Annotated in this window: 24 protein-coding genes; 13 read left to right on the forward strand and 11 right to left on the reverse strand. The window is 71.2% G+C overall.

The genetic code is table 11. The features are described 5' to 3' along the window. Positions 1–18: 18 nt before the first annotated feature. On the reverse strand, positions 19–1,407 hold the full coding sequence (locus IO24_RS0129585; protein ID WP_031140880.1) for an FAD-binding oxidoreductase: 1,389 nt from the start codon (positions 1,405–1,407) through the stop codon (positions 19–21). A 269-nt stretch (positions 1,408–1,676) separates the two neighbouring features. Between IO24_RS0129585 and hemB the strand changes: the two genes are divergently transcribed. Further along, positions 1,677–2,675, forward strand: coding sequence for a porphobilinogen synthase (gene hemB, locus IO24_RS0129590; protein ID WP_031140882.1), 999 nt, complete (start codon positions 1,677–1,679; stop codon positions 2,673–2,675). Here the strand turns inward: hemB and IO24_RS0129595 are convergent. Then, on the reverse strand, positions 2,669–3,370 hold the full coding sequence (locus IO24_RS0129595; protein WP_031140885.1) for a DUF4232 domain-containing protein: 702 nt from the start codon (positions 3,368–3,370) through the stop codon (positions 2,669–2,671). The genes hemB and IO24_RS0129595 overlap by 7 nt on opposite strands. A 228-nt stretch (positions 3,371–3,598) precedes the next feature. Here IO24_RS0129595 and IO24_RS0129600 point away from each other — a divergent pair, with 228 nt between their 5' ends. From IO24_RS0129600 to IO24_RS0129610, 3 genes are all read left to right on the forward strand, one after another. After that, a complete protein-coding gene (locus IO24_RS0129600; RefSeq protein WP_031140887.1) occupies positions 3,599–5,008 on the forward strand; it encodes a helix-turn-helix domain-containing protein in 1,410 nt (469 codons plus the stop codon). 156 nt (positions 5,009–5,164) lie between these two features. Next, complete coding sequence (locus tag IO24_RS0129605) at positions 5,165–6,067, forward strand: SAM-dependent methyltransferase (RefSeq protein WP_031140889.1); 903 nt, start codon at positions 5,165–5,167, stop codon at positions 6,065–6,067. Positions 6,068–6,200: 133 nt separating this feature from the next. After that, positions 6,201–7,436: an aminotransferase-like domain-containing protein gene (locus IO24_RS0129610; protein WP_031140891.1), complete on the forward strand. Its 1,236-nt coding sequence runs from the start codon at positions 6,201–6,203 to the stop codon at positions 7,434–7,436. Here the strand turns inward: IO24_RS0129610 and IO24_RS0129615 are convergent. Continuing rightward, a complete protein-coding gene (locus IO24_RS0129615) occupies positions 7,402–8,187 on the reverse strand; it encodes a DUF4253 domain-containing protein (protein ID WP_031140893.1) in 786 nt (261 codons plus the stop codon). The two genes, IO24_RS0129610 and IO24_RS0129615, sit on opposite strands and share 35 nt — an antisense overlap. 96 nt (positions 8,188–8,283) lie before the next feature. Here IO24_RS0129615 and IO24_RS0129620 point away from each other — a divergent pair, with 96 nt between their 5' ends. Next, complete coding sequence (locus IO24_RS0129620) at positions 8,284–8,784, forward strand: DinB family protein (RefSeq protein WP_031140895.1); 501 nt, start codon at positions 8,284–8,286, stop codon at positions 8,782–8,784. 130 nt (positions 8,785–8,914) lie between these two features. On the opposite strand, the gene argS is transcribed toward IO24_RS0129620, so the two are convergent. Continuing rightward, positions 8,915–10,687, reverse strand: a complete 1,773-nt coding sequence (gene argS, locus IO24_RS0129625; protein ID WP_031140897.1) for an arginine--tRNA ligase — start codon at positions 10,685–10,687, stop codon at positions 8,915–8,917. Positions 10,688–10,836: 149 nt separating this feature from the next. On the opposite strand from argS, the gene lysS reads away from it, so the two are divergent. Continuing rightward, positions 10,837–12,585 carry a lysine--tRNA ligase gene (gene lysS, locus IO24_RS0129630; RefSeq protein ID WP_031140899.1) on the forward strand — a complete coding sequence of 583 codons (1,749 nt, stop codon included), beginning with the start codon at positions 10,837–10,839 and terminating at the stop codon, positions 12,583–12,585. A gap of 77 nt (positions 12,586–12,662) precedes the next feature. Here the strand turns inward: lysS and IO24_RS0129635 are convergent, their stop codons facing one another. The 3 genes from IO24_RS0129635 to IO24_RS0129645 form a co-directional block, all read right to left on the reverse strand. Then, positions 12,663–13,943 (reverse strand): DUF2637 domain-containing protein, encoded by a 1,281-nt coding sequence (locus IO24_RS0129635; protein ID WP_031140901.1) that lies wholly within the window; start codon positions 13,941–13,943, stop codon positions 12,663–12,665. 115 nt (positions 13,944–14,058) lie between these two features. Next, the gene (locus IO24_RS0129640) at positions 14,059–14,970 is read right to left on the reverse strand and encodes a DUF3558 family protein (RefSeq protein ID WP_031140902.1); all 912 of its coding nucleotides are present in this window, start codon (positions 14,968–14,970) and stop codon (positions 14,059–14,061) included. 119 nt (positions 14,971–15,089) lie between these two features. After that, the gene (locus IO24_RS0129645; protein WP_031140905.1) at positions 15,090–15,908 is read right to left on the reverse strand and encodes a hypothetical protein; all 819 of its coding nucleotides are present in this window, start codon (positions 15,906–15,908) and stop codon (positions 15,090–15,092) included. A gap of 171 nt (positions 15,909–16,079) precedes the next feature. Between IO24_RS0129645 and IO24_RS0129650 the strand changes: the two genes are divergently transcribed. After that, a complete protein-coding gene (locus IO24_RS0129650; RefSeq protein WP_031140907.1) occupies positions 16,080–17,273 on the forward strand; it encodes an RtcB family protein in 1,194 nt (397 codons plus the stop codon). 10 nt (positions 17,274–17,283) lie between these two features. On the opposite strand, the gene IO24_RS0129655 is transcribed toward IO24_RS0129650, so the two are convergent. Then, positions 17,284–18,060, reverse strand: a complete 777-nt coding sequence (locus IO24_RS0129655; RefSeq protein ID WP_031140908.1) for an SDR family NAD(P)-dependent oxidoreductase — start codon at positions 18,058–18,060, stop codon at positions 17,284–17,286. 124 nt (positions 18,061–18,184) lie between these two features. On the opposite strand from IO24_RS0129655, the gene IO24_RS0129660 reads away from it, so the two are divergent. Beyond that, complete coding sequence (locus IO24_RS0129660; protein WP_031140911.1) at positions 18,185–18,619, forward strand: ester cyclase; 435 nt, start codon at positions 18,185–18,187, stop codon at positions 18,617–18,619. Positions 18,620–18,635: 16 nt separating this feature from the next. Here IO24_RS0129660 and IO24_RS0129665 read toward each other — a convergent pair whose 3' ends face one another. Beyond that, positions 18,636–18,971: a YnfA family protein gene (locus IO24_RS0129665; RefSeq protein ID WP_031140913.1), complete on the reverse strand. Its 336-nt coding sequence runs from the start codon at positions 18,969–18,971 to the stop codon at positions 18,636–18,638. Between the two features lie 111 nt (positions 18,972–19,082). Further along, positions 19,083–19,907 carry a helix-turn-helix domain-containing protein gene (locus IO24_RS0129670; RefSeq protein ID WP_031140915.1) on the reverse strand — a complete coding sequence of 275 codons (825 nt, stop codon included), beginning with the start codon at positions 19,905–19,907 and terminating at the stop codon, positions 19,083–19,085. 62 nt (positions 19,908–19,969) lie between these two features. Here IO24_RS0129670 and IO24_RS0129675 point away from each other — a divergent pair, with 62 nt between their 5' ends. The 5 genes from IO24_RS0129675 (at position 19,970) to IO24_RS0129695 (ending at position 25,253) form a co-directional block, all read left to right on the forward strand. Further along, a complete protein-coding gene (locus IO24_RS0129675; RefSeq protein WP_031140918.1) occupies positions 19,970–20,560 on the forward strand; it encodes a TIGR03086 family metal-binding protein in 591 nt (196 codons plus the stop codon). Positions 20,561–20,624: 64 nt separating this feature from the next. Further along, positions 20,625–21,701, forward strand: coding sequence for an LLM class flavin-dependent oxidoreductase (locus IO24_RS0129680; protein WP_031140921.1), 1,077 nt, complete (start codon positions 20,625–20,627; stop codon positions 21,699–21,701). A gap of 117 nt (positions 21,702–21,818) precedes the next feature. Continuing rightward, on the forward strand, positions 21,819–22,538 hold the full coding sequence (locus IO24_RS0129685; RefSeq protein ID WP_031140925.1) for a response regulator transcription factor: 720 nt from the start codon (positions 21,819–21,821) through the stop codon (positions 22,536–22,538). Continuing rightward, positions 22,539–23,978 carry a sensor histidine kinase gene (locus IO24_RS0129690; protein ID WP_031140928.1) on the forward strand — a complete coding sequence of 480 codons (1,440 nt, stop codon included), beginning with the start codon at positions 22,539–22,541 and terminating at the stop codon, positions 23,976–23,978. It begins immediately after the preceding gene. 915 nt (positions 23,979–24,893) lie between these two features. Beyond that, positions 24,894–25,253 (forward strand): hypothetical protein, encoded by a 360-nt coding sequence (locus tag IO24_RS0129695; RefSeq protein WP_031140931.1) that lies wholly within the window; start codon positions 24,894–24,896, stop codon positions 25,251–25,253. A gap of 105 nt (positions 25,254–25,358) precedes the next feature. Here the strand turns inward: IO24_RS0129695 and IO24_RS0129700 are convergent, their stop codons facing one another. Then, complete coding sequence (locus tag IO24_RS0129700) at positions 25,359–25,793, reverse strand: arsenate reductase ArsC (RefSeq protein WP_031140933.1); 435 nt, start codon at positions 25,791–25,793, stop codon at positions 25,359–25,361. Between the last annotated feature and the right edge of the window lie 36 nt (positions 25,794–25,829).

Consider the following 25,829-nt stretch of genomic DNA (forward strand, 5'->3'; position numbering starts at 1 on the left):
CCGGTCCTGTCGCTGCGGCTACGCGGGAGTCACCGCGTGGCCGTAGCGCAGGAGGTTCGACGGGTCGTAGACGGCCTTGTCGTGGCGTAGCCGTTCGTAGACCTCCGGGGTCCAGGCTCGGGCGCGGTCCTGTTCGTCGCCCGGGGTGCCGTGGATGTTGACCATGGTGCGGCCCGTGCCGTACGGGGCCATGGCGGTGTAGAGGCGGCGGGTCGCCTGTTCGACGGCCTCGGCCACGGGTGGGGCGGGCATGATCCCGACCGACTCCATGAAGTAACGGGCGTCGCGGGCGCAGACGGCGTCCTCGACGGCGGACGGGCGGGACAGCGCGCCGCCCATGTGGCGCAGTGAGGCGACCAGCAGAGGGTGCTCGACGCCGGCCCCGGGGCCGACCTGCTCCAGGAACGTGCCGATGGCGTCCGGGGTCAGGTCGCGCAGCAGCATGCAGCACTCCCGTGCCGGGAGCGGGTCCTGGGGTTCCATGTGGATGCGGTCCAGGGCCGCGTGCTCCATCTCCTCGACCGTGTCGACGGCCACGGGGGCCGCCTCGCGCAGGGGCGCGATCATGGCCTGGCCCTCGGCCGGGTCGCCCGGCCAGGCGATCGCCACCCGGGCCCAGAAACCGCCGCGCAGGGGCTCCGGGATCTGGGGGATGGGCGGCAGGCGCAGGACCGAGAACATGCTGCACATCTCGTCCGGGACGGTGCGGGTCCAGTCCGTCCACGTCCGGAACAGCGTCTCCGTGTGTTCGGCGTGGCAGTGGATGCCACCGCCGTAGAGCCGGGGCAGGGGCAGCAGTTCGGTGACGAGCGAGGTGACGATGCCTACGTTGCCCTTGCCGCCGCGCAGGGCCCAGAACAGTTCCGGTTCGTGCTGGGGGTCCGCCTCGCGCAGGTGCCCGTCCGGGGTGACGAGGTGGAAGGAGCGGACCAGGTCGGCGGCGTAGCCGTAGGCACGGCCGAGGACCGGGAGTCCGCCGCCGAGGGTGTAGCCGATGACGCCCGCGTCGGTCGAGGTGCCGCAGAGGCCTGCCAGGCCGTGGGGGGCGGCAGCGGCCATGACGTGGCTCCACTTCGCGCCGGCGGCGATGGTGGCCGTGCGGGTGGTGGGATCCACCTGTACGTCCGTCATGCGGGACGTGTTGATCAGCAGCCCCTGGTCGATCGGGAAGTTCGCGCCGTGGCCGGTGGCCTGGACGGCGACGGGGGTGCGGGTGGCGCCGGCCCAGCGCATGGCGGCGACGATGTCGTCGGGGCCGGTTGCTCCTATGGCCACGTCCGGGGTGTGCAGCGCGGCCAGGTTGAAGCCGGTGACTTCGTCGGCGTAGGCGGGTTCGCCGGGGCGTACGACGGGGCCGTTGATCTCCGACAGGGCGAAGAGGTCGGGCATGTGGTGGGGGGCGGTCATCGCGTCCTCCGTGGGGGCGGGTACGGAGGGACGGCGGCGGCGGGGGGTGGGCCGTCGGGGTCCATGTCCTTGGTGTCGATTTCAGGATGGACCCGGGTGCGTGGGGGCGCATTGTGGGGCCGGTGAGCCTCCCCGCGGCTGAGCCGACCGGCTGTGGCCGGGCGGGGCGGCGGGGTGCTTCGTACGCGTGACCGACCCGGTTTCGTGCCGCGTGTGCACCGACATCGCGTCGGCATCGGAGCTTTTCGGGCGGGCGTAGCGTAGAGGGCATGACGACGTACGGATCATTTCCCGGTACTCGGCCGCGGCGGTTGCGCACCAACCCCGTGATGCGTCGGATGGTTGCCGAGACCCGGTTGCACCCTGCCAATCTCATCCTTCCGGCCTTCGTGCGGGAGGGCATCAGCGAGCCGGTGCCGATCAGCACCATGCCGGGAGTCGTGCAGCACACCCGGGACAGTCTGCGGAAGGCCGCCGCGGAAGCGGTCGCGGCGGGGGTCTCCGGGATCATGCTGTTCGGCGTGCCGGAGGAGTCGAAGAAGGACGCGCTGGGGACGCCGGGAACCGATCCGGACGGGATCCTCCAGGTCGCCCTCCGGGATGTGCGGGCCGAGGTCGGCGACGATCTGCTCGTCATGTCCGACGTGTGCCTCGACGAGACCATCGATCACGGGCACTGCGGGGTGCTGGACGCCGAGGGACGGGTCGACAACGACGCGACCCTGGAGCGGTACGCCGAGATGGCCCAGGTGCAGGCCGACGCAGGCGCCCATGTCGTGGGGCCCAGCGGGATGATGGACGGTCAGGTCGGGGTCATCCGTGACGCCCTCGATCAGATCGGGCGGGAGGACGTCGGCATCCTCGCCTACACCGTCAAGTACGCCTCCGCGTTCTACGGGCCCTTCCGGGAGGCCGTCGCCTCGTCCCTGCGGGGGGACCGGAAGACCTACCAGCAGGACCCCGCGAACGCCCGGGAGGCGCTGCGCGAGCTCGCCCTCGATCTCGAGGAGGGCGCCGACATGGTGATGGTCAAGCCCGCCGGCCCCTACCTGGACATCGTCGCCCGGGTCGCGGACGCCGCGGACGTGCCCGTCGCCGCCTATCAGATCTCCGGCGAGTACGCGATGATCGAGGCCGCCGCCGAGAAGGGCTGGATCGACCGGGACCAGGCGATCCTGGAGGCCCTGACCGGCATCCGGCGGGCCGGCGCGAGCAGCATCCTCACCTACTGGGCCACCGAAGTGGCCCTGAAGCTCAAGGATCAGTAGGTCAGCGCGGTGTCCCTGTCGCGCAGCCAGTAGGTGACCGTCAGGGTGCTGTCGTAGTACACGCCCTTGGCCGGCAGGGTCGGGATCGCCAAGGGGCCGCCGTCGCTGTTCGGCGTGCGGCCCTGGAAGCCGATCGTGAGCTTGTGGCTGGTGGTGCCCCACTCGCCGCTGCCGTCGGCCGCCGACAGTGAGACGCCCGCGTAGCCGGACTCGCCGGGGGCCAGGGTCGTCACCGCCTGCGGCTTGGAGTCCTTGATCGGCTGCGGGACCCACTGCATCTCGTCGAAGCGCAGTACGGGGTAGTAGGTGAGGTCGCACGTCTTCGAGCCGGTGTTCTTCACCGTGATCAGCATGTGGTTGACGGGGCGGCGGACCGGCTGGGCCGTGACGGTGGTGTTGGAGCCGTTACAGGAGACGCGGGTCGGGGTCGTGCCCTTCGGGGCCTCCTTGGCCTTCGCGCCCTGCGTGCCCGGCGCACTGCCCGTGCCTTGAGTGCCGCTCACGCTCGTCGCGCCGTTCGTGCCGTTGGTGTCCTTCCCGCTGTTCCCGTCCTCGGCCGGGTGCGTCGCCGTGACCGTCGCCGAGGCCTGCCCGGACTGGGCGGCGCCCTCGTCCTTCGTGCCCGTGCCGTCCTGGCACGCGGTGAGGGCGAGGGCGGCCAGGAGGGCGACGGGGAGGGAGCGGTACGTGCGCATGGCTGCGTTTCCTTTCGGACAAAGGCGGCTGGGAAGCACGCCCATGTGGGTCGCGCTGCCGGTGGGCCGGGAGCGGCGTGCTTGGATGACCAGAGCTTGTGCGGTGATCCGTCCCGGCCGCCAGACCCGGCGGACGATCAGGGACGTTGGAATGCCCGCACATGCCGTGACCAGGGAGAACAGTCATTCCCTGGAACGGGGGAACGGGACACGGGGCATGGAGGAACAGTGTCGGAAGGCACGACTGCGGCTGATTTCGCCGCGCTGCTGGGGGAGTTGAAGGAGCGCTCGGGGCTGAGCTACGGGGTGCTCGCCAAGCGGCTCCACATGAGTACGTCGACGCTGCACCGGTACTGCAACGGGGATGCCGTGCCGACCGACTACGCGCCGGTGGAGCGGCTCGCCCGGCTGTGCAAGGCGTCGCCGGGGGAGCTCGTCGAGCTGCACCGGCGGTGGGTACTGGCGGATGCCGGGCGAGTGCGCAAGGGGAGTGGCGGTACGGGAAGCGGTGGTTCGAGGGATGGGGGTACCGGGGAGGGCTCTGCGGCGGTGGCCGCTCCGGAGGTGGCCGTCCCGGGGGTGGCCGTTCCTGAGGTGAGCGCTCCAGGGGCCGGCGTTGACGCGTCGGAGGCCGGATCCGAGGATGCCGACGTTCCTGCGGCGGAGGGGCCCGTGGGCCGGCGCCCTCGCCGTGCGCTGCTCGCCGGCATCGCCGCGGCCGTGGTCCTCGGTGGGGTCGGTCTCGCCGTGGCCGTTCCGTCGGGCGGGACGGACGGCGAGGGGCGGCGCGGTGCGGCGGCGGTCTCCGGAGGTGCCGGCGGGCAGGAGGGGGCGGGCCCGGCGGCTTCCGTGTCGCCCTCGGCCGGTTCGTCCTCCGCGGGCAGCAAAGACAAGAACAAGGGGAAAGACAGGGACAAGGACGAGGGGCCTGCCTCCGCGTCCCCCACCTCGGCCTCCTCAGGCGACGGCAACGGCACCGGCACTGGCACCGGCGGCGACCGCCCCGGGCGGGTGACCGCCTCCGACGCCGCTCCCCTCACCGTGGACACGGAGCCGCACGCCTGGGACAGCCCGTGCTCCCAGCGCTATCTGGTGAATCTGCCGCCGGGCCGGGTCGGGCCGCCGCCGCCGGAGCAGGACGCGCCCGGCTGGGTGGCGGCGATGGGGGCCGTGCCGTCGGGGAACCAGTTCCTGAAGCTGACCGTGCAGGGGACGGGGGAGGAGACCGTGGTCGTCAAGAAGCTCACGGTCCGTATGGCCGGCAAGCGTGCGCCCCTCGCCTGGAACGACTACGCCATGGGCTATCCGGGCGTCGGCTGCGGCGGTGGCGTGCCGACCCGGTTCTTCACGGTCGCCCTGGACGCCGCGCGCCCCGGGCTCGTGCCCGAGGCGGGGCACGCGGACTTCCCGTTCAAGGTGAGTGAGAGCGACCCGGAGGCGTACTACATCCGGGCCGACGCCTCCGCGTACGACGTCAGCTGGTATCTGGAGCTGACCTGGTCCAGCGGCAACCGGACGGGCACCCTGACCGTGGACGATCATGGCCGGCCCTTCCGTACGAGCGGCAACAACGGGCGTCCGGCGTACGAGTTCCCGCTGGGCGGCGAGAAGTGGGTCAAGGAGGGGACCACGGTCTAGCACCAGACCCCGTTTCCCGGGGCCGGTGGGGCGGCGCCAGGGGGTGTCGTGGTCCGGTGGTCTCTCTGCGCGGGCACCATCAAATCTGTTGAACCGTTAGGTTGTTGACCGTCGTAGTGGTTGCTGATTGAACTACCTACTTTCAGGGAGACGTCGATGTCCGGTGACGCCCTCAGCCAGGACCCCGCCGAGCTGCAGAGGAGGATCGACAGCAGCAAGGCGCACCCCGCCCGGGTCTACGACGTCTTCCTCGGCGGCAAGGACCACTACCCCGCCGACAGGGACGCCGCCGCCGCCGCGCTGGCCGCCAACCCGCGCGGGTACCTCGACGTACGGCACAACCGCGACTTCCTCCGGCGCGCGGTGACCACGCTCGTGGAGCAGGACGGCATCCGGCAGTTCCTCGACATCGGGACCGGGCTGCCCACCGCCGAGAACGTGCACCAGATCGCGCAGCGCATCACGCCCGAGTCGCGGGTCGTGTACGTCGACAACGACCCCGTGGTGCTCGCGCACGCGCGCGCCCTGCTGACCAGCGGCCCCGAGGGGCGTACGGACTACATCGACGCCGACCTGCGGGACCCGGCCCGCATTCTCGAACAGGCCGCCAAGACCCTGGACTTCGACCGGCCGGTCGCGCTCTGCCTGGTCGCGATCCTGCACTTCGTCGCGGACGAGGAGGCGTATCCGCTGGTGAGCGGGCTGCTCGACGAGCTGCCCGACGGCAGCCGCCTGGTGCTGAGCCACCTCACCGAGGACCTCAACCCCGAGAACATCCGCGCGGTCCAACGCACGTACACCGAGCGCGGGTTCACCTTCGTGCTGCGCTCCCGGGCCGACGTCGAGCGGTTCTTCACCGGGAACGGGCTGGAGATCGCCGACCCGGGGGTCGTCCCCGCGCACCGCTGGCGGCCCGACCACGCCGCCCCCGTCCCCGAGCAGCCGGAGGAGTCCTTCCTCGCTGGACTGGAAGAGATCGAGAGGGTGCGGTACCGCGACATCAACGACGTCACCGACGCGGACATCAACGTGTACGCGGCGATCGGCACCAAGGGATGAACCGCGGGTCCGGGGTCCGGGGTCCGCGCCCGTACGCGCCCGGCGTCCGGATCCCGGAAACCTGCTTGTAGACGGCACCTACTTCCTTAGGCTGCGGGGCACCAGGCGTCACCGCAGTCGAAGGAGCCGTGTCATGACCGTCGCCGAGCCGCCCCTGCCCACCCACTCCCCGGTGCCGCCGCTCGCCGCACGGGCGCGGGCCGTCGGCGGCTCTCCCGTACGGGACATCCTCGCCGTCACCGCCCGCCCCGAGGTGATCAACTTCGCGGGCGGGCTCCCCGCACCGGAGCTGTTCGACGCCAAGGGCATCGCCGCCGCGTACGAGGCGGTGCTCGCCGAGGCGCCCGCGCGGGCGCTGCAGTACTCCACGACCGAGGGCGAACCCGCACTGCGGGACGCGCTCGCCGCCCGCACCACCGCGCGCGGCCTGCCGACCGGGCCCGACGACCTGCTCGTCACCACCGGCAGCCAGCAGGCCCTCTCCCTCCTGGCCACCGCGCTCCTCGAACCCGGCGACACCGTCCTCGTCGAGAACCCCTGCTATCTGGCGGCACTTCAGGCCTTCGGCTTCGCCGGGGCGCGGATCGTGGCCGTGCCCGGCGACGAGCACGGCGTCGATCCCCGGGCACTGGAGGAACTCGTCGCGCGCGAGCGGCCCAAGCTGCTCTACACCGTGCCCACCTTCCAGAACCCCACCGGACGGACACTGCCCGCCGGGCGGCGCGCCGCCGTGGCCGCCGTCGCCGCCCGGCGCGGACTGTGGATCGTCGAGGACGACCCCTACGGGGAGCTGCGCTACGACGGTGAGCGTCTGCCCTGGATCGCCGCCCACCCGGGCGCCGAGGACCGGACGGTGCTGCTCGGCAGCTTCTCCAAGGTCATGGCGCCCGGGCTGCGGCTGGGCTGGCTGCGGGCACCCGGAGAGCTGCGGCGCGCCTGCGCCGTCGCCAAGCAGGCCGCCGACCTGCACACCCCGACCGTCAACCAGCTCGCCACGGCCCGCTACCTCGCCGACAACGACCTCGACGCCCATGTCGCCCGCGTCGCCGGCGTGTACCGCGAACGCCGCGACGCGATGCTCTCCGGGCTCGCCGGTGCGCTGCCCGCGGGGTCGGTCTGGAACCGGCCCGAGGGCGGCATGTTCCTCTGGGCGCGCCTGCCGGAGCCGTACGACACGACGGCCCTGCTGCCGCAGGTGGTCCGGCAGAACGTGGCCTACGTCCCCGGCGCCCCCTTCTACGCGGGCACGCCCGACCGGACGACCCTGCGGCTGTGTTTCGTGACGCAGACCCCGACGGAGATCGAGGAGGGGCTGCGCAGGCTGGGGGAGGGGATCAGTCCCACCAGAAGTGCCAGGTCCGCTGATTGAGGACCTGGTGCTCGGCGTAGGCCCGCAAGGCCGGGTCCGTGCCCCGCCTGATGTTGTCCGGGCAGAACGCGAAGTGCTCGGCGGCGACGGCTTGCGCCGCGGACGCGGTGGTGGGCGGGGCGGCCACGGACAGCAGCAGGTGGTCGAAGCCGAGGGCGAGGAGACGTATGCCGAAGCGGTCCTCCCAGGAGCGCAGCACCGCGCTGAGGCGGGCCGTGTCGTCCTCGTGGTGCGCCGGGCCCGTCCAGCCGATCGCCGTCGGGATGTCCGCGCTGCGGCGGGCCGGGACGAGGGCGAGACGGGGATCCTTGAACGGGCCGCCGTCGTCGAGCAGGGCGTCCACGACGCCGATGGCCACGGAGTCCGGGTCCCGGCCCTCGGGAAGAGGCTCGGCCGGGCCGGGCCATGCCTCACCCCGCGCGGCGTGCTCCTCCCAGTACTCCGCCAGGACCTCTTCGGCGTCGTGGTCCCCGGCGTAGGACACCTCGCCGGGCAGCAACTCCCAGCGGTCCGGGCCGCCATGACCGTCGCCCGTCTCCAGGACGACCGGCAGGAGTCCCGCCCTGCGGGCCGGCCCCAGCGCCGCCCAGCCGCCCGGGAGGGCCCGGCCGTCCGCGCACCACAGCAACGGCTCGTGCCAGGGGCCCTCGTCGGTGATGTCGACGAGCGCCCCGGCGGGGAGTTGAAGACCGAGCGAACGGCCGCTCGGGTCTGCGGCCAGCTTCGGCAGCGGGTTGGGAAGAGTCGCCATGGTGGTGACTGTAAAGCCGGCCACTGACAAGCCGAACGGCCCGGCGGTCCTCCACAGCGGACAGCAGCTGACCTAATGGCTCCCTACCGTGCGGACATGACCACTTCCTCGGAGAAGACGGACCTGCTGGCGGCGTTCGCCGAGCAGCGCGAGTTGCTCCTGATCACCGTGCGCGGACTCACCGACGCGCAGGCCACGCGGTCCACGACCGTGAGTGAGCTGACCCTCGGCGGAATCGTGAAGCACCTGGCCCAGGGAGAAGAGGTGTGGACGCAGATCATGGTCAAGGGCGACGGCGAACTGCCCGACGGCATGCTCGACATGGGGCAGTACCGCATGGCCGGGGGCGACACCCTGCCCGCGCTGCTGGAGCGTTACGCACGGGCCGCGCGGGCCACCGAAGAGGCGGTGGCCGCGCTGGTGGACCTGGACGTCAGCGTGCCGCTGCCGAGGACGCCCTGGTCGCCGCCGGAGCCCGAGTACTGGTCCGTGCGCCGGATCCTGCTGCATCTGATCAGGGAGACCGCCCAGCACGCCGGGCACGCGGACATCATCCGGGAGGCCCTGGACGGCGCGAGCACCACCGCCCAGCGCTGATCCGGCGCGGCATCAGACACCGGCGTCGAAGCACCCGCGGCCTTCACCCCGCACGGGGCGGCGGACCGCAACGCCCGAGGGCGGCACTCGGGGGAGTGCCGCCCTCGGGCGTTGCCGGAGAAACCCGGGCTCAGAGTCGCTCAGGAGTGCGGATGCCCAGCAGGCTCATGCCCTGGTGCAGCGTGCGGGCCGTGATGTCGCAGAAGAACAGACGGTTCTCGATCTGCTCCTGCGTCTCGGCCTTCAGCACGGGGCACTTGTCGTAGAACGTCGTGTACAGCGACGCCAGCTGGTACAGGTACGCCGCCAGCTTGTGCGGGGCGTACTCCGCCGCCGCCTCCGCGACCGTCGCCGCGAACGAGTCCGCGTGCAGGCCCAGCGCGCGCTCCGCCTCGTGCAGCTCCAGCTCGGGGTGCGCGGCGGGGCGGGAGGCCCCGGCCTTGCGCAGGATCGACTGGATACGGGCGTAGGCGTACTGGAGGTAGACGGAGGTGTCACCGTTCAGCGAGACCATCTGGTCCAGGTCGAACTTGTAGTCGCGGTTCGCCGACGTCGACAGGTCGGCGTACTTCACCGCGCCGACGCCCACCTGGGTGCCCCGCTCGGCGATCTCCGCCTCGGAGAGGTCCTGGGCCTTCTCGCGGACGACCGCCGAGGCACGGTCGATCGCCTCGTCGAGGAGGTCGACCAGACGGACCGTCTCGCCCTCACGGGTCTTGAACGGCTTGCCGTCCTTGCCGAGGACCGTGCCGAAGGCGAGCTGCACCGCCTCGACGTCGTCGTTCAGCCAGCCGGCGCGGCGGGCCGTCTCGAAGACCATCTTGAAGTGCAGCGACTGGCGGGCGTCCACCACGTACAGGAGCGTGTTCGCCTTGATGGCGAAGACACGGTCGCGGATCGCCGACAGGTCGGTCGCCGCGTAGCCGTAGCCGCCGTCCGACTTCTGCACGATCAGCGGGACCGGGTTGCCGTCCGGGCCCTTGATGTCGTCGAAGAAGACGCAGAGGGCTCCCTCGGAGCGGACCGCGACGCCCGACTCCTCCAGGAGGCGGCAGGTCTCGGCGAGCATGTCGTTGTAACCCGACTCGCCGACGATGTCCTCGTCGCGGATGTCCATGTCGAGCTTCTCGAAGACGGAGAAGAAGTAGATCTTCGACTCGTCGACGAACTTCTGCCACGTGGCGAGGGTCTGCGGGTCGCCCGCCTGGAGGTCCACCACCCGGCGCCGGGCCCGGGTCTTGAACTCCTCGTCGGAGTCGAAGAACTTGCGGGCGGCCTTGTAGAGGCGGTCCAGGTTCGACATCGCCTGCTCGCCGGAGGCCTGGAGGTTCTCGCCGTCGCCGTGGTCCAGCTCGTGCGGGTGCTCCTCCAGGTACTGGATGAGCATGCCGAACTGGGTGCCCCAGTCGCCGATGTGGTGACGCCGGACCACGTTCTCGCCGGTGAACTCCAGCAGTTGCACCATCGCGTCGCCGATCACCGCGGAGCGCAGGTGGCCGACGTGCATCTCCTTCGCCACGTTCGGCTGGGCGTAGTCGATGACCGTGGTGCCCGGCTGCTGCGCGTGCGGGACGCCGAGGCGGCCGGTGTCGTCCGCGTAGCGCGCGGCGAGGTTCTGGGTGATCGCGCGGTCGGTGAGGGTGACGTTGAGGAAGCCCGGCCCGGAGACCTCGACGTCCTTGATCAGCTCACCCGACTCGACCCCGGAGACGACCTGCGCGGCCAGCTCCCGCGGGTTGGCCTTCTCCTTCTTGGCGAGGGCCAGGATCCCGTTGGCCTGGAAGTCGGCCCGGTCGCTTCGTCGCAGCAGCGGGTCCGCGGAACCGGCCTGCGGCAGAGCCGCCGACAGGGCCGCCGCGAGGCGCTGGTGGACGGAGTCGCTGAGGGACGTGACCGAGGCCATAGGTAAGGGTGCCGTTCTCCTCGAGGGAATCGATAGACACGGCCAGTATCCCATGGGGGGAAAGCCGTTTTTCCGGGCGCGAGGGGGTCTGGGACAATGGTGCGGTCAGCCGTGCGACCGTACCGGCTGCCCGATGCAGAAAGAAGGACGTGCCGATCGTGGCTCAGAGCACCGAGACCACCGACTGGGTCTCCCGTTTCGCGGATGAGGTCATCGAGGAGTCGGAGCGTCGGGCCCCGGGCAAACCCGTCGTCGTCGCGTCCGGACTCTCACCGTCCGGCCCCATCCACCTCGGGAACCTGCGCGAGGTCATGACCCCGCACCTCGTCGCCGACGAGATCCGCCGCCGGGGACACCAGGTGCGGCACCTGATCTCGTGGGACGACTACGACCGGTACCGGAAGGTGCCCGAGGGCATCGCCGGTGTCGACAAGAAGGCCTGGGAGGAGCACATCGGCAAGCCGCTGACGTCCGTCCCGGCGCCGAAGGGCTCCTCGTACCCGAACTGGGCCGAGCACTTCAAGGCCGCGATGATCGAGTCGCTGGCCGAGCTGGGCGTGGAGTTCGACGGGATCAGCCAGACCGAGCAGTACACCTCCGGCGTGTACCGCGAGCAGATCCTGCACGCCATCAAGCACCGCGGTGACATCGACGCGATCCTCGACCAGTACCGCACGAAGAAGGCCCCGGCCAAGAAGCAGCAGGGACAGAAGCCGGTCGACGAGGCCGAGCTGGTGGCCGCCGAGGGCTCCGGCGCGGCCGGTGAGGACGACGGCAGCTCCGGCACCGCCGGGTACTTCCCGTACAAGCCGTACTGCGGCAACTGCGAGAAGGACCTCACCACCGTCACGTCCTACGACGACGACTCCACCGAGCTGACGTACGCCTGCACCGCGTGCGGCTTCTCGGAGACGGTCCGGCTCAGCGAGTTCAACCGCGGCAAGCTGGTCTGGAAGGTCGACTGGCCGATGCGCTGGGCCTACGAGGGGGTCGTCTTCGAGCCGTCCGGTGTCGACCACTCCTCGCCGGGGTCCTCCTTCCAGGTCGGCGGCCAGATCGTCGGCATCTTCGGCGGCAAGCAGCCCATCGGGCCGATGTACGCCTTCGTCGGCATCTCCGGCATGGCGAAGATGTCCTCCTCGAAGGGCGGCGTGCCCACCCCGGCCGACGCCCTGCAGATCATGGAGCCGCAGCTGCTGCGCTGGCTCTACGCCCGCCGCAGGCCCAACCAGTCCTTCAAGGTCGCCTTCGACCAGGAGATCCAGCGGCTCTACGACGAGTGGGACCGGCTGGACGCCAAGGTCGCCGACGGCAGCGCCCTGCCGGCCGACGTGGCCGCGCACGCGCGTGCGGTGGGCACGGCCGCCGGTGAGCTGCCGCGCACGCCCCGGCCGCTGCCGTACCGGACACTGGCGTCCGTCGCGGACATCACCGCCGGGCACGAGGACCAGGCGCTGCGCATCCTCAGCGAGCTGGACCCGGATCAGCCGCTGACCTCGCTCGACGAGGCGCGGCCGCGGTACGACAAGGCCGAGGCCTGGATCAACACGCACGTCCCCGCCGACCAGCGGACGATCGTGCGGGACGAGCCCGACGCCGAACTGCTGAAGTCGCTCGACGAGCCGGGCCGCGAGTCGCTGCGGCTGCTGCTCGACGGGCTGGCCGACCACTGGTCGCTGGACGGTCTGACGCACCTCGTCTACGGCGTGCCGAAGGTGCAGGCCGGATTCTCCGCCGACGCCACCCCGAAGGAGCTGCCGCCGGAGATCAAGACCGCCCAGCGGTCCTTCTTCGCGCTGCTGTACCACCTGCTCGTCGGCCGGGACACCGGGCCGCGGCTGCCCACGCTGCTGCTGGCGGTGGGACAGGACCGGGTCCGGGCTCTGCTCGCGGCGTAGGAGCAGCAGCAGGGAAGCGGCTTCGCCGCGGTGAAAGGAAAGGGGCCCTCCGGTGAGGGCCCCTTTCCTTGTGCGGATCAGGCGATGTGCTCGTCCGTCAGCTCTGCGTTGAGACGGTTGGAGAAACGCTTCACCATGCGCTTCCCCTCGGCCTCGTCCAGGGAGACGCCGTACGTCGCCTCGACGTCGGAGATGAACCCGCGCGGTGTGGGCGCTCCGTTCCCGCCCTTGGTCGACTCTCGGAAGACCTGGTAGTAGTCCTCCTCCGTCGGCTCCGGCGGGCCGCCGCCGTCGCCCAGTTCACGCGTGCGGTTCGGGCCCACCGGAATGGGGAAACTGCCGGTGTCCTCCGGGGACGCCTCCCGGTCGTCCTGGAGCTGGTACCGCTCGGCCTCTTGGGGTTCCGCGATCCACCGGGCGTACCCGTCAGGGTCGTAAGCCGGGTCGTAACCGCCCTGGTACTCGACCTCGCGAGGGGTGTTGAACCAAGGACTCTGGTCGGGCTCGGGCTCGGGCTCGGGCTCCGCCTCCACGTACTCGGCGAGGGGGGCACTGTCCAGCTCCGGACGCTGCTCGCCGGAAGGGGCCGCCCGCTGCGGCACGGGCGCCGCCCCGGCGGCACGACCGCCCGCGGCCTGGGCGGGTGCGGCCGCCGTGTCCAGAGCCTGCCTGGGGGCCGGCGGGATCAGCGCGGGCTCGATGCCCGCCGCCGCCAGCCCCGCCGGAGCTGTCTCCGCCAACGGCACCCCGTACTTCGCCAGCCGCAGCGGCATCAGGGACTCCACCGGAGCCTTCCTGCGCCACGTCCGCCCGAACCGCGACCGCAGCCGCGCCCGGTAGACCAGCCGCTCCTGCTCCAGCTTGATGACCTGGTCGTAGGAGCGGAGCTCCCACAGCTTCATACGGCGCCAGAGGAGGAAGGTGGGGACCGGGGAGAGGAGCCAGCGGGTGAGGCGGACGCCCTCCATGTGCTTGTCGGCCGTGATGTCGGCGATACGGCCGATCGCGTGCCGGGCCGCCTCGACCGAGACCACGAACAGGATCGGGATCACCGCGTGCATGCCCACGCCGAGCGGATCCGGCCACGCGGCCGCGCCGTTGAAGGCGATCGTCGCCGCCGTCAGCAGCCAGGCCGTCTGACGCAGGAGGGGGAACGGGATCCTGATCCAGGTGAGGAGCAGATCCAGGGCCAGCAGCACGCAGATACCCGCGTCGATGCCGATCGGGAAGACGTAGGAGAAGTTCCCGAAGCCCTTCTTGAGGGCCAACTCGCGGACCGCCGCGTACGAACCGGCGAAGCCGATGCCGGCGATGACCACGGCACCGGCCACGACCACGCCGATGAGAACGCGGTGCATCCGAGTCAGCTGCATTGGCGCGGCCACCCGTACTCCCCTCCCCTTGCATGTTGTTGCGCGCAACAGGGTGGCACATGTGTGCGGAGAACGGGTGGCCGGTTCCGGTTGGGACGGTTCAGCTCTGCGACGCGGGCTTCTTGGTCGGCGAGGCCGAGGCGCCCTTCGAGGGCTTGTCCGACGCCCCCTTGGAAGGCGACTTGGACGACGAGTCGGAAGACGACTTCGACGGCGACTTCGACGCCGCCTCGGACGGGGCGCCGCCCGCCTTGCCGTCACCCTTGCCGTTCGCCTCGGACACGGCGGCGACCGCCTCCTTGGCGGCCTTCTCCGCGTCCTTCAGCATGTCGTCGCTGCTCGGCGTCTTGTCGCCGGCCAGGCCCGCGCCGTTGTAGTCGAGCGTGACCACGACGTTCTCGACACGCGCCACGATCGTCTGCTGCTTGAAGGTGCCTTCCTTCTTCTTCAGCTCGTAGCGCACGGCCGTCGCCTGGTCGCCCGTACCGGCCACCGGCTCCGTCTTGACGCTCTTGGCGCCCTCGACGGCCTGGGCCTCCTGAACCTGCTTGTCGAAGTACTCCCGGGCCAGCTTGTCGGCCGGGCCACGGGTGACGTCCGACTCGAAGCGCAGCATCGACACGTTCAGCCAGCGGAACTGCGAACCCTTCACGCCATTGTTGTCGAGGCTGTTCCAGGAACAGCTGCCACGCGTCGAGATGTCGTCCGACTTGCCCTCCTTGCCGGACTTGCTCTTCGGTGCGAGGTCCTTCAGCGTCTTCTTCGAGACCGCCTTGCACGGCTCCGGAAGCTTGCCGTACGCCGCCGCCTGCACGGTCGGAGACGGGCTCGCGGAGGCCGCGGCCTTCTCGGCCTTGTCCGTGCTGTCGCCGGAGCCGGAGTCCGAGGAGCAGCCGGCGGCGACCAGCATCACGGGGACGGCGGCCGCGCAGACAAGGAGGCGGTTGAGGCGCTTCGCTCGCTGGTCTCGCTCTTCTCGCTGTGCTCGTCGCTGCATGGTTCCTTCACTCATGACGCTCGTGGTTCCCTGCGGTCGGAACGGGTCCGAGTGGTCACGGTACGCGGTGAGGCAACGGTGTGTTCTTCCTTCGCGCGCTTTGCGGGCAGGCGTGAAGGGGCCGTGAAGGGGCCTCAGTCGCCCAGCGAATCCGCCAGCTGCGAGGCCAGTTTCCGCGCCCTGTCCTGCATTTCCTTGCTGTCCGGGACCGCGCCGACAGTCGTCGGCTGCTCCGCGTACTCGATGGTCACGATGACGTTGGACGTGCGGAACGCCACAGTCACCGTCCGCTGCTTGGCCGTCGAACCGGAACTGCTCAGCCCGTCGTCGAGGAAGGCCTCGTCGCCGAGGTCCTCCAGCACCCGGGGCTGCAGCTCGGTCGGGGGAGCGGACACCGACGCCGAGGGCGAGGAAGAGCCGGACGCAGTGGGCGAGCCGCTCGGGGACGCGGACGGACCGTTCGCCGGAGCACTGCCGGTGGCCGCCGCCCCGGTGACCGTCGGCTCGGGCAGATGGGCCGACGCCTCCTGCTCCGCGAAGAGCTGCTCGGCCTGATTGTCGTCGCTGACGGCGTTGTCGTAGGACACGACCCGCTCGAAGTCGATCAGCAGATGGTCGGTGGCCGCCGGGGAGTCCACCTTCCAGCGGCAGCCGACCTTGCGGTCGGTGTCGAACGTGGTCTTCGGCTCGCCCTCGTAGGCCTTCTCGCGCTGCTCCTCGTCGCGGATCTGCCGGATGCCGGGGAGCAGTTCGTCGAGCGTGCTCTCGCCGACCTCGGCGCACGGGTCGGGGAGCGTGCGGTAGCGGCCGGGCTCGGCGGCGGGCGATGCCGTGCCGGTGCCGTCCGGGTTGGAGTCGTCCGTCGAGCCCCCGTCGCCCGACCCGCCGGTGCAGCCGGCCAGTACCGCCGCGAGGAGCGCTGCGATACCGGGTACACACGCCTTCCGTTGCACGTGGCGGCTCCTCTCGAGACGGATATTGGCTTGCCGCCGTGAGGCGGGCGATGAACACAATGTGTATCGCACGCACTGCCGTGGACGCCGGTCCGATTTCCCTTTCGTCGACCTTGGCTCCGGTATTTGCTGTTGAAGACTTCTGTTCGTTCATGGGGGATTGAGGACGTTATGTCGTATGTAGAGATACCGGGCGCGAAGGTGCCGATCCGGATGTGGGCCGACCCGGCCTCGGTCGAGGGCTCGGCGCTCCAGCAGCTCCAGAACGTCGCCACGCTGCCGTGGATCAAGGGCCTGGCGGTCATGCCCGACGTGCACTACGGCAAGGGTGCGACGGTCGGCTCGGTCATCGCGATGCAGGGTGCGGTGTGCCCGGCGGCGGTGGGCGTCGACATCGGCTGCGGAATGTCGGCGGTGAAGACGTCCCTGACGGCGAACGACCTGCCCGGCGACCTGTCCCGGCTGCGGTCGAGGATCGAGCAGGTGATTCCGGTGGGGCGGGGGATGCACGACGACCCCGTGGATCCGGGGCGTTTCCACGGACTGGCCACCGCCGGCTGGGACGACTTCTGGAAGCGGTTCGGCGGGGTGGCGGAGGCGGTCAAATTCCGTCAGGAACGTGCCACCAAGCAGATGGGAACGCTCGGCGGCGGCAACCACTTCGTCGAAGTCTGCACGGACACGACCGGTTCCGTCTGGCTGATGCTGCACTCCGGTTCCCGGAACATCGGCAAGGAACTGGCCGAACATCACATCGGCGTGGCTCAGAAGCTCCCGCACAACCAGGGCCTGGTCGACCGCGACCTCGCGGTGTTCGTCGCGGACACCCCGCAGATGGCGGCGTACCGCAACGACCTGTTCTGGGCGCAGGAGTACGCGAAGCACAACCGCTCGATCATGATGGCGCTCCTGAAGGACGTGGTCCGCAAGGAGTTCAAGAAGGCCAAGCCCACCTTCGAGCCGGAGATCAGCGCACACCACAACTACGTGGCCGAGGAGCGCTACGACGGGATGGACCTGCTCGTGACCCGCAAGGGCGCGATCCGGGCCGGCTCCGGCGAGTACGGGATCATCCCCGGCTCCATGGGCACGGGTTCGTACATCGTGAAGGGCCTCGGCAACGCCAAGTCCTTCAACTCGGCCTCGCACGGCGCGGGCCGGCGCATGAGCCGCACCGCGGCCAAGCGCCGGTTCACCACGAAGGACCTGGAGCAGCAGACCCAGGGGGTGGAGTGCCGCAAGGACTCCGGTGTCGTCGACGAGATCCCCGGCGCCTACAAGCCCATCGAGCAGGTCATCGACCAGCAGCGCGACCTGGTGGAGGTCGTGGCGCAGATCAAGCAGGTCGTCTGCGTGAAGGGCTGACGGGCCGGCTCTACGCCTCCCGGTGCACCTTCGTGTTGGACGCCTGGGCGCGGGGGCGCAGGACCAGGAGGTCGACGTTGACGTGGGCGGGGCGGGTGACCGCCCACGTGATCGTCTCGGCGACGTCGTCGGCCGTGAGGGGTTCGGCGACGCCCTGGTAGACCTTGGCCGCCTTGTCCTCGTCGCCGCCGAAGCGGGTCAGGGCGAACTCGTCGGTCTTGACCATGCCGGGGGCGATCTCGATGACGCGGACCGGCTGCCCGACGATCTCCAGGCGCAGGGTCTCGGCGAGGACGTGGGCGCCGTGCTTGGCGGCGACGTAGCCTCCGCCGCCCTCGTAGGTGCCGTGGCCGGCGGTGGAGGAGACGACCACGACCGTGCCGTCGCCGCTCGCGATCAGCTGGGGCAGCAGGGCCTGGGTGAGGTTGAGGGTGCCGATGACGTTCGTCTCGTACATCTGGCGCCAGTCGGCCGGGTCGCCGGTCGCGACCGGGTCGGCGCCGAGCGCGCCGCCCGCGTTGTTGACCAGCACGCCGATCGTCTTGAACGCCGTGGCGAACTCGTCGACCGCCGCGCGGTCCGTGACGTCGAGGGCGTATGCCGTGGCCTGGTGGCCCGCCCGGCCGATCTCCTCGGCCAGGGCCTCGATGCGGTCCTTGCGGCGCGCGGTCAGGACGACGCGGTAGCCCGCCGCGGCGAGTTGCCGGGCCGTGGCGGCGCCGATTCCGCTGCTCGCACCCGTGACGACGGCGATGCGGGAGGCTGCGGGCGGGGCTGCGGTGGCCATGGGGTGCTCCTCGGGTCCTCGGGCGTGGCGGGCCGGCGCACGCGCCGGGCGTGCGGCCAGGATAGGCGGGCCCTTCGGTGGGAGAATGAGACCGGGTGGTCCCCTGTTCTCCCGGAGGTGGATCATGGGCGAGGCACGTGAGGTCATGGACCGGCTCACGGACGCGGTCACCACACACGCCGATCTGAAGGTCCTGGGCGAGCTCTACGCGGAGGACGCGGTCGCCTTCACTCCCGACGAGGGTGAGCTGCGCGGGCGCGACGCGATCGTCGAGTACTGGCGGTCGATGACCGAGGCGGTCCCCGAGGCGACGTTCGAGGTGCTGCATTCCTACGAGGCCGGTGACACGGCCATCGACGAGGGCGTATACCGCGGGCGGAACACCGGGCCGCTGGAGCTGCCCAACGGTGAGACGCTGCCGCCGACGCAGAAGGAGGTCCGGATCCGCGGGGTGGACATCGCCACCGTGCGGGAGGGGCGGATCGTCGACTACCGGCTGTATTTCGACGAGATGGACTTCCTCGGGCAGTTGGGGCTGCTGCCCGACGAGTCGTTCTGAGACCCGAGGGCCCCGGTCAGTTCCCCCGCGGGGCGTACATGATGACGGCCATGCCCGCGAGGCAGACCAGCGCGCCCGTGATGTCCCAGCGGTCCGGGCGGTAGCCGTCCGCGACCACGCCCCACAGGATCGAACCGGCGACGAAGATCCCGCCGTACGCGGCGAGGACGCGGCCGAAGTGGGCGTCGGGCTGGAACGTCGCGACGAAGCCGTAGGCGCCGAGCGCGAGGACGCCGCCGGCCGCCCAGAGCCAGCCCTTGTGCTCGCGCACGCCCTGCCAGACGAGCCAGGCGCCGCCGATCTCGAGGAGGGCGGCGAGGACGAAGAGGGCGGCGGAGCGGAGCACGGACATGGCGGTCACTTTCCCATGTCCTCGTCGTGACGCCGCCGCCAGGAGGCCGGGGCGGGGGCGGACACGACGAGCTCGCGCCGCTGGGCCGGGACGTCGCGCCCGGCTGGAGGGTCAGCGTCCGGCCCGGGTCTCCGCGGCGTACGCCGTGGGGGGTACGCCCACGGTCGCGGTGAAGTCCCGTACCAGGTGGGCCTGGTCGGCGTAGCCGAGGTCGGCGGCGAGGGCGGCCCAGTCGATGTCGTCGCGGGTGCCGGCCTGTTCCAGGGCCTCGTGGATGCGGTAGCGGAGGACGACCCATTTGGGGCTCACTCCCACGTAGGCGTTGAACAGCCGTTGCAGGGCCCGCACCGACAGGCCCTGGGTGTGGGCGAAGTCACCGACGCGGCGCACGGTGCGGTCGGCGCGGATGCGGCGGACGAGTTCGATCGCGAGGTCGGCCTGCGGGTCGGGGGCGCAGGGCAGGGAGAGCAGGAAGGCGTCGAGGGCGGCCACCCGGGCGCGGTCGCCGGCGGCGGTGACGACCGAGCGGGCCGTGTCGCCGGTGATCTGCCCGAACACTTCCCGCGCGGGCAGCGCGCGGCCCGTCCAGCGGGAGGCGGGCGCCTCGGGCGTGTACGGCCGGAAGCCGCCGGGGCGGAACTTCGCCCCGCAGACGCGGCCCCGTCCGGTCAGCTTGCGGGTGTACAGGCCCAGTGCGACGCCGGTGACCTCGGCGTACGGGGGGCCTTCGTCCTCGTCCCACTGGAAGGTGAGGTTGACGGAGGGGTGCGGGACGATGTGGGAGGCGTAGGGCGCGGGCAGGTCCCAGTCGATGAGCCAGTACCACTCGACGTACCGGCGCAGGGGCTCGGCGGGCTCGTGGCGGCGGAATCGCACGCGGTCCAGCAGCCCGGACGGGTCGACGATCCCGCGGGTGTCGTGGCGGGGTGCCTCCATGGCCGGATCGTACGTCGCGTTTCTTCAAGATGGGCGGCCTCGGGCCTGTCTACGGTCGGGGTATGGAGACGAACGCGGTGAGGACCTACGGCATCGGTGAGCTGCTGGATCTGGCGAGGGAGCGGGCGGTGCCGGTGGTGCGGGGCATTCCGGACGCGGCGCTCGCCGCTGCCACGCCCTGTGCCGAGTACGACGTGCGGGCGCTGGTCGATCACCTTTTCCAGGTGGTCGTGCAGTTCCAGCGGCTGGCGGCGAAGGAGGCGTCGGACTTCGGCGGGACGGTCGGTGTGGTCGCCGAGGACCCCGGGTGGCGTGAGCGGTTCGCGCGGGAGGCGGACCGGCTGGTGGCGGCGTGGTCCGCGCCCGGTGCCGAGGAGGGCACGACCGGGGGGATGAGCATGCCCGCGCGGCTGGTCGGCGCGATGGTGCTGCTCGATCTCACGGTGCATGTGTGGGACCTGGCGCGGGCGACGGGCCAGGATTTCCCGGGTGCCGACGAGGCTGTCGTGGCGGAGCTGGCCGGCGCGGTGGACGAGCTGGCGCCGACGGCCAGGAAGATGGGTGTGTTCGGGGAGCCGGTGCCGGAGGGGGAGGACGCGTCGGCGTTCGAGCGGCTGCTCGCGCGCACCGGCAGGGACCCGCAGTGGGAATAGCCCCCTGTGGGCCCCGGTTGTCCAGGTATGGTTGAACAGTAAACAACCTGGAGGGTGAGCGAGCATGCAGTTCGGGATCTTCAGCGTCGGCGACGTCACGCCCGACCCCACCACCGGCCGGACGCCCACGGAGCGCGAGCGGATCAAGGCCATGGTGGCCATCGCGCTGAAGGCCGAGGAGGTGGGCCTCGACGTCTTCGCGACCGGCGAGCACCACAACCCGCCGTTCGTGCCCTCGTCGCCCACCACGATGCTCGGCTACATCGCGGCCCGCACCGAGCGGCTGATCCTCTCCACGGCCACGACCCTGATCACCACCAACGACCCGGTGAAGATCGCCGAGGACTTCGCGATGCTCCAGCACCTGGCCGACGGCCGGGTGGACCTGATGCTGGGGCGCGGGAACACCGGCCCGGTCTACCCCTGGTTCGGGCAGGACATCCGGCAGGGCATCAACCTCGCCGTCGAGAACTACGCCCTGCTGCACCGCCTGTGGCGCGAGGACGTCGTCGACTGGGAGGGGAAGTTCCGTACGCCCCTGGAGGGCTTCACGGCCACGCCCCGCCCGCTGGACGGCGTGCCGCCCTTCGTCTGGCACGGCTCGATCCGCTCCCCGGAGATCGCCGAGCAGGCCGCGTTCTACGGCGACGGCTTCTTCCACAACAACATCTTCTGGCCGGCCGACCACACCAAGCGCATGGTCGAGCTGTACCGGACGCGGTACGCCCACTACGGGCACGGCACGCCCGAGCAGGCGATCGTCGGGCTCGGCGGGCATGTGTTCATGCGGAAGAACGCGCAGGACGCGGTGCGGGAGTTCCGGCCGTACTTCGACGTCGCACCGGTGTACGGGCACGGGCCCTCGCTGGAGGACTTCACGGAGCAGACGCCGCTGACCGTCGGCTCCCCGCAGCAGGTCATCGAGAAGACCCTGGCCTTCCGCGAGTACGCCGGCGACTACCAGCGCCAGCTGTTCCTCGTCGACCACGCCGGGCTGCCGCTGAAGACCGTGCTGGAGCAGATCGACCTGCTGGGCGAGGAGGTCGTGCCGGTGCTGCGCAAGGAGTTCGCCGTGGACCGCCCGGCGGACGTGCCGGACGCCCCGACCCACGCGGCCCGGCTCGCCCGGGACCGAGGGTGAGGGGACGGTAGGGCCCGCCTCCAGGGTTGCCCGGCCCCTGGTGAGAGGGCAGTAAGAAGGACGCTCCGGCGCAGCGCGGACGGTCCCGGCAGGCGGGCGGCTTGGCACACTGGACGCGTGCCCAACACCGTGCTGCTCGCCGAAGACGACCGCGCCATCCGCAACGCCCTGGAGCGTGCCCTGACCCTGGAGGGCTACCGGGTCATGGCGGTCGCCGACGGTGTCGAGGCACTCGCGCAGGCCCACCGCAACCGTCCGGACGTGCTCGTCCTGGACGTGATGATGCCCGGCATCGACGGGCTCCAGGTGTGCCGGGTGCTGCGCGCCGAGGGCGACCGCACGCCGGTGCTCATGCTGACGGCCCTCGTGGAGACCGCCGACCGCATCGCCGGCCTGGACGCGGGCGCCGACGACTACGTGGTGAAGCCGTTCGACGTGGAGGAGGTCTTCGCCCGGCTGCGCGCCCTGCTGCGCCGCACCAGCCCGGTGAGCACCGGGAGCGCACCGGCGGCCGAGGCGCCCAGGCCGCTCCCGGAGCGGTTCGTCGAGGCCGCCGGCATCCGCATGGACCCGCAGGCGCGCCGGGCCTGGCGGGGCGCTCGTGAGCTGGAGCTGACCCGCACCGAGTTCGAGCTGCTGGAACTGCTGGTGCGCAACGCCGGCATCGTCCTCGACCACTCGACGATCTACGACCGCATCTGGGGCTACGACTTCGGGCCCGGCTCGAAGAACCTCGCCGTCTACGTCGGCTATCTGCGCCGCAAGCTCGACGAGCCGGACGCACCGCAGCTGATCCACACGGTCCGGGGCGTGGGTTACGTGCTGCGGGAGGACTGAGTGGGCCGCCTGCGCGGGCTGCTGGCCGGGCGGCGGCCGAAGCTGGTCTCGCTGCGCACCACCTTCGCGGTGTCGTTCGCGGCGGTGACGGCGGCCGTGACGATCCTCGTCGGCATCCTGTCGTACAGCGCCGCCGCGCGGCTGGTGCGGGTGGACCAGCAGACGGTGTTCGACGAGGTCGTGCAGGACCTGCGCGACGAGGTGCGGCAGAACCACATGACGCCCGGCGACTTCTCGTCCGCCGCACCGGGCCACGACCTGGTGCGCCCGGCCCGGACGGATGTGCAGGTGCTCGGCCCGGACGGGCACGTCGTCGACCGGGGCAGCCCGGGGCTGCCGGTCACCGGCGCCGACACGCGGATCGCGGCCGCCGGCCTGTCCGGGGAGGTGGCCCAGCACAAGGACGTCGACGTGGGCGACGACGTCTACCGCGTCGCCACCGTCTCCCTCGGCGGCGGCCGGGGTGCGGTGCAGGTCGCGCAGGAGTTCAGCGACGTCGAGGACCTGCTGCGGGCACTCCAGCAGCGGACGCTGCTGCTGATGGCCGCCGTGGTGCTCGGCGCCGGGCTGTTCGGCTGGTGGCTGGCCCGGCGGATCACGCGCCGCCTGGTCGTGCTGACCGACGCCGCCGAGGACGTCGCCCGCACCCGCCGGCTGGGCATCCAGGTGCCGGTGGCCGGTCATGACGAGGTGGGCCGCCTCGGCCGGGCCTTCGACCGCATGCTGGGCCGGCTCGCACAGTCCGAGGAGGACCAGCGCCGCCTGGTCCAGGACGCGGGCCACGAGCTGCGCACACCGCTGACCTCGCTGCGGACGAACATCTCCCTGCTGCGCCGGATCGGCGAACTCCCGCCGGAGGCCCGCGAGGAACTGGTCGCCGACCTGGGCCAGGAGGCCCGGGAGCTGACCGACCTGGTCAACGAGCTGGTGGATCTCGCGGCCGGGCAGTCCGACACCGAGCCGCCGCGGCGGGTGGACGTGGCGGACATCGCCGAGGAAGTGGCGGGAGTGGCCCGGCGCCGCAGCGGCCGGGAGATCCTGCTGCGCGCGAGCGGCGACACCACGACCGACGGGCGGCCCGGGATGCTGACCCGGGCGCTGTCCAACCTCGTCGAGAACGCGGTGAAGTTCGACCAGGGCGGCCGGGCCCCCATCGAGATCGTCGTCTCGGGGCCCGCACGGCCCGGCACGATCCGGGTCGAGGTCCTCGACCGCGGCCCGGGCATCACCGACAGCGACCTCACCCGGGTCTTCGACCGCTTCTACCGGGCCGCCGACGCCCGCTCCCTGCCGGGTTCCGGCCTGGGCCTGTCCATTGTCCGCGAGGTGGCCCTCGCACACGGGGGAGCGCCGTTCGCGTTCCGGCGGGACGGGGGCGGGACGGTGACCGGGTTCACGGTCGGCGGGCGGCCGGGGGGAGGCGGTCGCGAGGTGGGGTGAGGAGGCGCCGGGGGAGCCGCCGTGCACCGGCAGGCCATGCGGAATTCTGGCCGGCATCGTCCGCCGCCTCCCGGAGGCCGGCTCCTCGGCAGGCCGATCAGTCCCTGAGGGGAGTAGAGCCGCATCGGGGAGCCGAGACGTTGGGCCGGAACCCGATCCGCGGGCACACGGGCGCTCAGGCGGCCGTCGACGGCCGGGGAGAACCGCAGGCGCGGTGCTGTTCGGAGCCGGTGGCGGCAGGAGCGGCGGGGGCCGCCCGGCGCGGTGTGATCGGTCGCGTCTCGCCGATGGCACGAGTACGCGTCGAGGGGCCCCGGCGCCGTACGGCACCGGGGCCCCGAAGGAACTGCAACACCATCTGCCGGCCCTAGAACCTCGCCGGCCTTCTGTTTCCGCACTGTCGCCCGATACTCCGGCGAGGGTGCGGGGATCGCGGATGCGTGACCGGAGACCACCTGCCTATCGATGTCCTGCGGTACCCGGGCTGATGTCTTTCGCCCGGGCGATCCTGATGGCGCTCGAGTCCTCCGTTCTTCCCTCTGAACCGATCACTTGCCGAAGGGGAACTGCGTACTGCTGGTGGCAGCCCCTCATTGCGCGGGCCGCCCGGTCCGGTCGTCAGTCCCGTCGCCGTCGTGCAACCACCTGGCTTCGAAACTCCACCACCGCACCGTCATGCGGGTACTGCTGCCCGGCAGTTCGTGTCTGCCGGGCCTCGCTCGATCTCGGCTACAAGAAAGACCATAAGCACTCGAGCCGAGAATGTCTACTCCGGCAAGAGTAGATTTTGCTCTGCTCGGCGGTGAGATATCTTCTGGGGATGCGGCCGCCCACGGCATCGGGGGGCGCCCGTCCCGTCTCCTTCGGTGCCACCGCCTGGGGCACCCGGACGGGCGGTGCATAGAATCCGATCCCATGCCGAAGCCTGACGAGCTGATCGTTGACATCGCTGCCCTTGTGGAGTCCGGGCAGAGCAACCAGATGTCCCTGACCGTGGTCGCCGATGGTGCTGTCATCACCGGTCGGCTGGCTCCAGAATCCGTGTGGAGGCAGAGGGTGTCGGAGGTGCTGACGAACTCGGCCCGACTGGGAGAGTTCTCCACCGTCTTCGACTCCCCCGTGAAGAGGGACGGGCCGCCCACACATCTGCACTTCCACGTCGCCCGCATCCTGCAGGGCGCGGTGGGCATCCCGGAGACGGGTGGGATGTACCGCGTCGCCATCGAGAATGTCAGCGCCTGGACCGTGGGGGATTTCAGCTACTCCGACCACTGACCCACCGACGACGAGGGCGGGGCCCGAAGCCCCGCCACCACCCCGCAGAACAGCCGGTGCGAGAAGTCCTGCCGACGACGTCGGCCTCGCGTGTGCCGGTGTCGGTCACCGAGGTCCCGCTCCCGTCTCCTGCCTGGCGTCGATCTCGGCGATCAGGGCCTCGATGCGGGTCCTGATCTCGTCGCGGATGGGGCGGACGGCCTCGACGCCTTTGCCGGCCGGGTCTTCCAGGGCCCAGTCGAGGTACTTCTTACCGGGGAAGACGGGGCAGGCGTCGCCGCAGCCCATGGTGATGACGTAGTCGGACGCCTGGACGGCCTCGGTGGTGAGGATCTTCGGCTCGGATCCGGCGATGTCGACGCCGACCTCCTTCATCGCCTCGACGGCGGAGGGGTTGACCCGGTCGCCGGGGACGGAGCCGGCGGAGCGGACCTCGATCCGGTCGCCCGCGAGGTGGGAGAGGAATCCGGCAGCCATCTGCGAACGCCCGGCGTTGTGGACGCAGACGAACAGCACGGAGGCGAGCGGGCTGGAGGGCATCGGTTCTTCCTTCGAAGAGGGCGAGGCATCAGCCCC

It is taken from the genome of Streptomyces flavovariabilis (genome assembly GCF_000725785.1).
GTDB lineage: Bacteria > Actinomycetota > Actinomycetes > Streptomycetales > Streptomycetaceae > Streptomyces > Streptomyces hawaiiensis.

What these genes read in the sequence shown, in the direction of transcription:
- IO24_RS0129615 (WP_031140893.1), bottom strand. Translation starts at nt 8,187, where the DNA reads ATGGCGACTCTTCCCAACCCGCTGCCGAAGCTGGCCGCAGACCCGAGC.
- IO24_RS0129680 (WP_031140921.1), top strand. Translation starts at nt 20,625, where the DNA reads ATGCAGTTCGGGATCTTCAGCGTCGGCGACGTCACGCCCGACCCCACC.
- IO24_RS0129640 (WP_031140902.1), bottom strand. Translation starts at nt 14,970, where the DNA reads ATGAGTGAAGGAACCATGCAGCGACGAGCACAGCGAGAAGAGCGAGAC.
- IO24_RS0129605 (WP_031140889.1), top strand. Translation starts at nt 5,165, where the DNA reads ATGTCCGGTGACGCCCTCAGCCAGGACCCCGCCGAGCTGCAGAGGAGG.
- IO24_RS0129700 (WP_031140933.1), bottom strand. Translation starts at nt 25,793, where the DNA reads ATGCCCTCCAGCCCGCTCGCCTCCGTGCTGTTCGTCTGCGTCCACAAC.
- IO24_RS0129620 (WP_031140895.1), top strand. Translation starts at nt 8,284, where the DNA reads ATGACCACTTCCTCGGAGAAGACGGACCTGCTGGCGGCGTTCGCCGAG.
- IO24_RS0129585 (WP_031140880.1), bottom strand. Translation starts at nt 1,407, where the DNA reads ATGACCGCCCCCCACCACATGCCCGACCTCTTCGCCCTGTCGGAGATC.
- argS (WP_031140897.1), bottom strand. Translation starts at nt 10,687, where the DNA reads ATGGCCTCGGTCACGTCCCTCAGCGACTCCGTCCACCAGCGCCTCGCG.
- IO24_RS0129595 (WP_031140885.1), bottom strand. Translation starts at nt 3,370, where the DNA reads ATGCGCACGTACCGCTCCCTCCCCGTCGCCCTCCTGGCCGCCCTCGCC.
- IO24_RS0129660 (WP_031140911.1), top strand. Translation starts at nt 18,185, where the DNA reads ATGGGCGAGGCACGTGAGGTCATGGACCGGCTCACGGACGCGGTCACC.
- IO24_RS0129670 (WP_031140915.1), bottom strand. Translation starts at nt 19,907, where the DNA reads ATGGAGGCACCCCGCCACGACACCCGCGGGATCGTCGACCCGTCCGGG.
- IO24_RS0129695 (WP_031140931.1), top strand. Translation starts at nt 24,894, where the DNA reads ATGCCGAAGCCTGACGAGCTGATCGTTGACATCGCTGCCCTTGTGGAG.
- IO24_RS0129655 (WP_031140908.1), bottom strand. Translation starts at nt 18,060, where the DNA reads ATGGCCACCGCAGCCCCGCCCGCAGCCTCCCGCATCGCCGTCGTCACG.
- IO24_RS0129635 (WP_031140901.1), bottom strand. Translation starts at nt 13,943, where the DNA reads ATGCACCGCGTTCTCATCGGCGTGGTCGTGGCCGGTGCCGTGGTCATC.
- hemB (WP_031140882.1), top strand. Translation starts at nt 1,677, where the DNA reads ATGACGACGTACGGATCATTTCCCGGTACTCGGCCGCGGCGGTTGCGC.
- IO24_RS0129650 (WP_031140907.1), top strand. Translation starts at nt 16,080, where the DNA reads ATGTCGTATGTAGAGATACCGGGCGCGAAGGTGCCGATCCGGATGTGG.
- IO24_RS0129675 (WP_031140918.1), top strand. Translation starts at nt 19,970, where the DNA reads ATGGAGACGAACGCGGTGAGGACCTACGGCATCGGTGAGCTGCTGGAT.
- IO24_RS0129610 (WP_031140891.1), top strand. Translation starts at nt 6,201, where the DNA reads ATGACCGTCGCCGAGCCGCCCCTGCCCACCCACTCCCCGGTGCCGCCG.
- IO24_RS0129665 (WP_031140913.1), bottom strand. Translation starts at nt 18,971, where the DNA reads ATGTCCGTGCTCCGCTCCGCCGCCCTCTTCGTCCTCGCCGCCCTCCTC.